Annotated in this window: 5 protein-coding genes; 3 read left to right on the plus strand and 2 right to left on the minus strand. The window is 66.0% G+C overall.

Going from position 1 to position 5,622, the window contains the following annotated elements; translation table 11 throughout:
* On the minus strand, positions 1-2,108 hold a 2,108-nt coding region (locus CWO91_RS41350), incomplete at its 3' end, for an alpha/beta hydrolase fold domain-containing protein (protein ID WP_130221052.1).
* Between the two features lie 189 nt (positions 2,109-2,297).
* On the opposite strand from CWO91_RS41350, the gene CWO91_RS41355 reads away from it, so the two are divergent.
* Positions 2,298-2,546: a hypothetical protein gene (locus tag CWO91_RS41355; protein WP_130221053.1), complete on the plus strand. Its 249-nt coding sequence runs from the start codon at positions 2,298-2,300 to the stop codon at positions 2,544-2,546.
* 368 nt (positions 2,547-2,914) lie between these two features.
* A complete protein-coding gene (locus tag CWO91_RS41360; protein ID WP_165406071.1) occupies positions 2,915-4,387 on the plus strand; it encodes a carboxylesterase/lipase family protein in 1,473 nt (490 codons plus the stop codon).
* A 6-nt stretch (positions 4,388-4,393) separates the two neighbouring features.
* Here CWO91_RS41360 and CWO91_RS41365 read toward each other — a convergent pair whose 3' ends face one another.
* Positions 4,394-4,573, minus strand: a complete 180-nt coding sequence (locus tag CWO91_RS41365; RefSeq protein WP_027547875.1) for a hypothetical protein — start codon at positions 4,571-4,573, stop codon at positions 4,394-4,396.
* A gap of 154 nt (positions 4,574-4,727) precedes the next feature.
* Here CWO91_RS41365 and CWO91_RS41370 point away from each other — a divergent pair, with 154 nt between their 5' ends.
* Positions 4,728-5,525, plus strand: a complete 798-nt coding sequence (locus CWO91_RS41370) for a DODA-type extradiol aromatic ring-opening family dioxygenase (RefSeq protein ID WP_130221055.1) — start codon at positions 4,728-4,730, stop codon at positions 5,523-5,525.
* The last annotated feature ends 97 nt before the right edge of the window (positions 5,526-5,622 follow it).

Here is a 5,622-nt window from a genome sequence, read left to right on the forward strand (position 1 = left end):
GCGGCGTGCTCGGCGATCCAGCGCGTCGCCGCATAGCCGTCCTCGGCCGCGGTGGGGAAGCGATGCTCCGGCGCATGGCGATAGCCGACGCTGACGAAGATCATGCCGGTCCGCCGCACCATGTCGCGGCAGAACGGCTCGTCCGACTCCTCGTCACCGAGCACCCAGCCGCCGCCGTGGAAATAGACCACGATCGGATGTGGTCCCGGCGCTGCCGGCTTGTAGACGCGGTAAGGCAGCGCGCCGTCGGCAACTGGCAGGGTGCCGTCGACGATGTCCCCGATCGGCCGCCCCGCAGGCCGGCCCTTGTTGAACTCGTCGACGAAGGCGCGTGCGCCGAGCGCGCCCATCGACTCGATCGGCGGCAGGTTCAGCGACACGAGCAGGTTCAGCACCAGCCGCACGTCCGGCTGCAGGCGCACCACCTCGCCGTCATTGCATTGCGCGGCGCTGTTGGGGCCGGTGAGCCTGAAGCCGAGCATGCCGCGGCTGACCACCTCGTCGCAGATGCTGCGATAGGGGCCGACGCCGCCGGTATAGGGCATCAAGCCCTGAACCTTGCCGGGCACGTTGGCGCCCGTGTACCAGGTGTTGGCGAGCCGGTGCAGCGTCAGCATCGAGCAATCGGCCATGTGCCGGCCCCAGGCGGCCTGCGCCGTCTCGGTCGGCTCGATCGTGTTGAAACCGGCATCGCGCAGCGCGGCAAGGCGATCGACGACCCAGTCGACATGCTGCTCGATCGACACCGCCATGTTCGAGAGCACCGACGGGCTGCCGGGGCCGGTGATCATGAAGAAGTTCGGGAAGCCTTCGACCGTGAGGCCGAGATAGGTCTGCGGTCCCTGCGCCCAGACGTCGGAGAGCGACCGGCCGCCCCGCCCGGTGATCGGATGCACGGCACGGATCGCGCCGGTCATGGCGTCGAAGCCGGTCGCGAACACGATGACGTCGAGATCGAAGCTGCGGCCGTTCGTGGAGATGCCGCCCGCCGTGATCGCCTTGATCGGCTCCTGGCGCAGATTGACCAGCGTGACGTTCGGCCGGTTGTAAGTGGCGTAGTAGTTGGTATCGAGGCAGGGACGCTTGGCGCCGAACGGATGATCGTGCGGCGTCAGCGCCGCAGCGGTTTCGGGGTCGTTGACGGCTGCGCGGATCTTCTCGCGGATCAGGTCCTGGACGATCTTGTTGCCGTCGACATCGACGGCCTGGTCAGCCCAGAGCTGCGTCAGGATGTGGACGAGGTCGCCGGCTGCCCAGGCGCGTTCGAACCGCTCGCGACGCTCGGCATCGCTCAACTGCCAGCTCACGACGGTCTGCTGCGGGTAGGGGACGCCGGCCATCGACTGGCGCGCCTGCTCGCGATAGGCCGCGCGATCGCCTTGCAGCAGGCTCACGCGGTCTGCTGGCGCCGGGCCATTGTGTGCAGGCAGCGCGAAATTCGGCGTGCGCTGGAACACGGTCAGATGCGCGGCCTGCTCGGCGATCAGCGGGATCGACTGGATGGCCGAGGAGCCCGTGCCGATCACGGCGACGCGTTTTCCCGCGAGATTGACGCCGTCATGCGGCCAGCGTCCGGTGAAATAGACCTCCCCCTTGAAGTCCTTGACGCCGTCGATCTCGGGCGGCTTTGGCGCCGAAAGGCAGCCGGTCGCCATGATGTAATGGCGGCAGGAGACCGGCGCGCCGTTATCGGTCGTGAGCTGCCAGCGCTCCGTCGCCTCGTCCCATTTGGCTTCGGTCACCTTGGTCTTGAAGCGGATGTCGCGCCTGAGGTCATAGCGATCGGCGACGAAGCCGAGATAGCGCAGGATCTCGGGCTGGGTCGCGTATTTCTCCGACCAGGTCCAGGCGGTCTCGAGGTCAGGATCGAAGGTGTAGCTGTAATCGATGGTCTGGATGTCGCAGCGCGCGCCGGGATAGCGGTTCCAGTACCAGGTGCCGCCGACGTCGCCGGCCTCATCGAGGGCGACCGCCTTGAAGCCGGCCTTGCGCAGGCGATGCAGGAGATAGAGCCCGGCAAATCCGGCGCCCACCACGGCGACGTCGACCTGCTGGGCTGTTCCGCTCGCCGCTTGGGATTCACGTGCGGCGACCATTGCGTCAGGCATGGCATTCCTCCCGTGTATTTGTTTTGCCGGCAGGCTATCGCTGCAGGTTCGGCTTGTCATCAGGACAAGTGCAATCTTCGGTAGTCGTTTGCGGCGGCATCGTGGCCGCGCGAAGGTTATGGCGATACACGCACCGCGATGCACAATCGCCGGGATTGTCCGGGCTAATCAGACCACATCCTTCTGTGTATGCTTGCGCTTACAAGCCACGCGTACCGACCGGGCGTCATGACAGAGTTGAGTGAGCGAACCAAAGCGAACATGGATGTCGTCCTGGAGGAGACGTGCCGCCAATTGCCACATGGCGGCGATCACGACAGCCGCAGGTTCATCGCCGAGCGCCTGATCGAGGCGGCACAGTCGGGGCACTCCACGCTCGGTGAGCTCGGCATCATCGCGCGCCGCGCGCTGGCGGAGCTCCTCGCCAAGGGCAGTTAGGTCGCGAGCGCGATTGAGCCAAGCGTCCGGCCGCATCGAAGGTGCGCTCCCTCGCCCCGCGCTTGCCGACAGGGAAGATCCCATAACGGTTTGGCACGGCCGGAGCACGCGCCTCGTCCTTCGAGACGACCGCCCCGCGGCCTCCTCAGGATGAGGCTAAGCGGCATCGTGCCTGTTGAAACTGCTGCGATGCATCCCCTCCGCATCCTGAGGAGCCCGCCTACAGCGGGCGTCTCGAAGGATGCGCCGCAAGGGAATCGCTCTCAATGAAATTGCCCCCAATAGGTACGACTGCCGCGAGGCTTGCCTCGCTGGCGGCCGCGGACGTAACCTGCTGGAACCGTTCCGCGCATCGAGATGCTCCGAAGATGCGATCCGTGCTCGCGCTTGTTGCGGCTTCCATTGTCCTGTGTTGCGCCGGCTCGGCCGCGGCCCAGCCGGTCGGACAGTTTCCATTTGCGCTGACGCGTGAAGGACAGATGCTTGGCGCCGTCGAAGGCGAGGTGGCCTCCTTCAAGGGGCTGGCTTACGCGGCGCCGCCGGTCGGCGCGCTGCGCTGGCGCCCGCCGCAGCCGACGGCCGAGAGTTCGGAGATGCACACCGCCTACGACTACGGCGCGCCGTGCCTTCAACCGTCGCTGCCTGCCGCGCGCGAGGATTGCCTCACGCTGAACGTGTTTCGTCCCTTCGGGGTCGACGGTCCGCTGCCGGTGATGATGTTCATCCATGGCGGCGTCTTCGTCACGGGCACCGCGAACGATGCGGTGTTCGACGGCGCCAGACTGGCGCAGGCCGGCCTCATCGTCGTCACCGTGAATTATCGCCTCGGTGTGCTCGGCTGGCTCACTCACCCGGCGCTGTCGGAGGGCGGCTCCGGCAATTACGGCCTGATGGACCAGATTGCGGCGCTGCATTGGGTGCACGACAATATCCCGGCGTTCGGCGGCGATCCAAACAACGTCACTCTGTTCGGCAACGGCGCGGGCGCGACGTCGATCGCACTGCTGATGCTGTGCGGACAGGCGCGCGGTTTATTCCAGAAAGCCATTTTGCAATCGGTGCCCGGCCGCGCAGCTCTGCACTCGCCGCAGGAGGCGGAGGTCGTGAGCGCGTATTTCGCCGCGGGCCTCGCTTCCGAGCCGGATTTGCGGGCGGTCCCGCCGGCACGATTGCTGGCTGCCGAAGATCGCCTGCTGGCGAAGTTCGCGCGCGCCTTTGTGCCGGTCAAGGATGGGAGCCTGGTGACGGAGGACATCGCTGCGGGATTCACGGCGGGGCACGAGAGCCGCATTCCCCTCATCATCGGCTCGAATGACGACGAGACGCGTTTCGGCGATGAACTCGACGACCAAGACGACCTTGCATCGTCAGGCCGCACGGTCGATGGGCTGCGCGAGCTCTATCCCAATCTTTCGAAACCTTCGGAGCTGAAGGCTCGGTTCTATACCGACAAGGTCTTCTCTGAGCCGGTCAGACTGCTGGCCCGTCTTCACGCGGCCACCGGCGCGCCGACCTTTCGCTATCGCTTCGGCTATGTGCCCGAGGCGCGGCGCGCAAATCCCGATCGCGGGCATGGACGCGAATTGCAGTTCATCTTCGGTGCGGAAGGCGTGCCCGGTGCAGGAATCTTCTCGCGAGGCGATCGCGAGGTCGCGAGTCGGATTCGCGGCTACTGGATCAACTTTGCAAGAAGCGGCGATCCCAATGGTCCCGGTTTGCCCCATTGGGACGCGGCCGCAGACCGTGATCGCCTGTTGCTGATCACGGACGACCGCATCGCGAGCGGAGACGACCCCTTCGCGGAGCGTCTCGATCGGCTGGCAGGTGAGGGCAGGAAATGAATTGGATTATGCCGCGAGCTCGACGCGCGGCGCCGGGCTCAGCCGGTCTTCCTCCAGGTAGTCCATCGCGCCGTCCTTCTCGACGGCATAGAACTGCTGGCCTTCGCGTGACTTGAAGGCGGCGCGAACGACGCCGCGGCGGCCCTTGTCACTGTTGACGACGTCCCCCAGCGCAAACTTCCTCATCTTCCGTCCTCGTCTTCTGGCCGACTGCTTCGGCCACGCCGGAGATTTTGGAAGGCAAATCGTTAACGGCTTGCTAACCATGCCGGTTTGCCTATGCTCGCCGCCGATCGCGCGGGCAGCTCGCACGCGCCTGTTGCCAACGAGACACGAGCCCATGACGCGATTTCCGACCTTGTTCCTGTCGCATGGTGGCGGCCCCTGGCCGTTCATGGAGGACAGGCGGGTGCAATACGCGAAGACCGCCGCGGAGTTCGGCCGGCTGCCGCAGCTGCTCCCCGAAAGGCCCAAGGCCGTGCTCGTCATCACGGGACATTGGGAGGCCGACGCCTTCACCGTGTCGACCTCGGCGCATCCGCCGATGGTGTACGACTATTACGGTTTCCCCGAGCATACCTATCACCTCAAATATCCGGCGCCGGGCCAGCCCGAGCTTGCCGCAGAGGTGAAGGCGCTGCTCGCGCGCGCCGGCCTCGATTGTCGGGAGGATCCCAATCAGGGTTTTGACCACGGCACCTTCGTGCCGCTCGGCCTGATGTATCCGAACGCGGACATGCCGATCGTGCTGCTGTCGCTGAAGTCGAGCTATGACGCGGCCGAGCACATCAAGGTCGGGCAGGCGATCGCGCCCTTGCGCGACCAAGGCATTCTGATCGTCGGCAGCGGGCTGACCTATCACAACATGCGCGGCTTCAATCGACCGGAGTCCAAGCCGGTCTCGTACGATTTCGAGGCCTATTTGAACGAGGCCATCAGCAATCCGGATGCGGCCCGCCGCAACGCGATGCTGGTCGACTGGGAGAACGCACCGAGCGCGCGCCTTGCGCATCCGCGCGAGGACCATCTGCTGCCGCTGATGGTCGCAGCCGGCGCCGCCGGCAGCGACGTCGGCCGCCGCGTCTTCGTCGACGAGGTCGCGGGCGTCGCGATGGCATCGTATGTGTTCGGCGGGTGATCTCTCCCTCTCCCCGCTTGCGGCAGGGCTATCGCATAGGATCTCTTGGAGCGGCTGAGCAAGCGCCTCGTCCTTCGAGACGACCGCTCCGCGGTCT

It is taken from the genome of Bradyrhizobium genosp. SA-3 (assembly GCF_004212635.1).
In the GTDB taxonomy this organism is placed as follows: Bacteria; Pseudomonadota; Alphaproteobacteria; order Rhizobiales; family Xanthobacteraceae; genus Bradyrhizobium.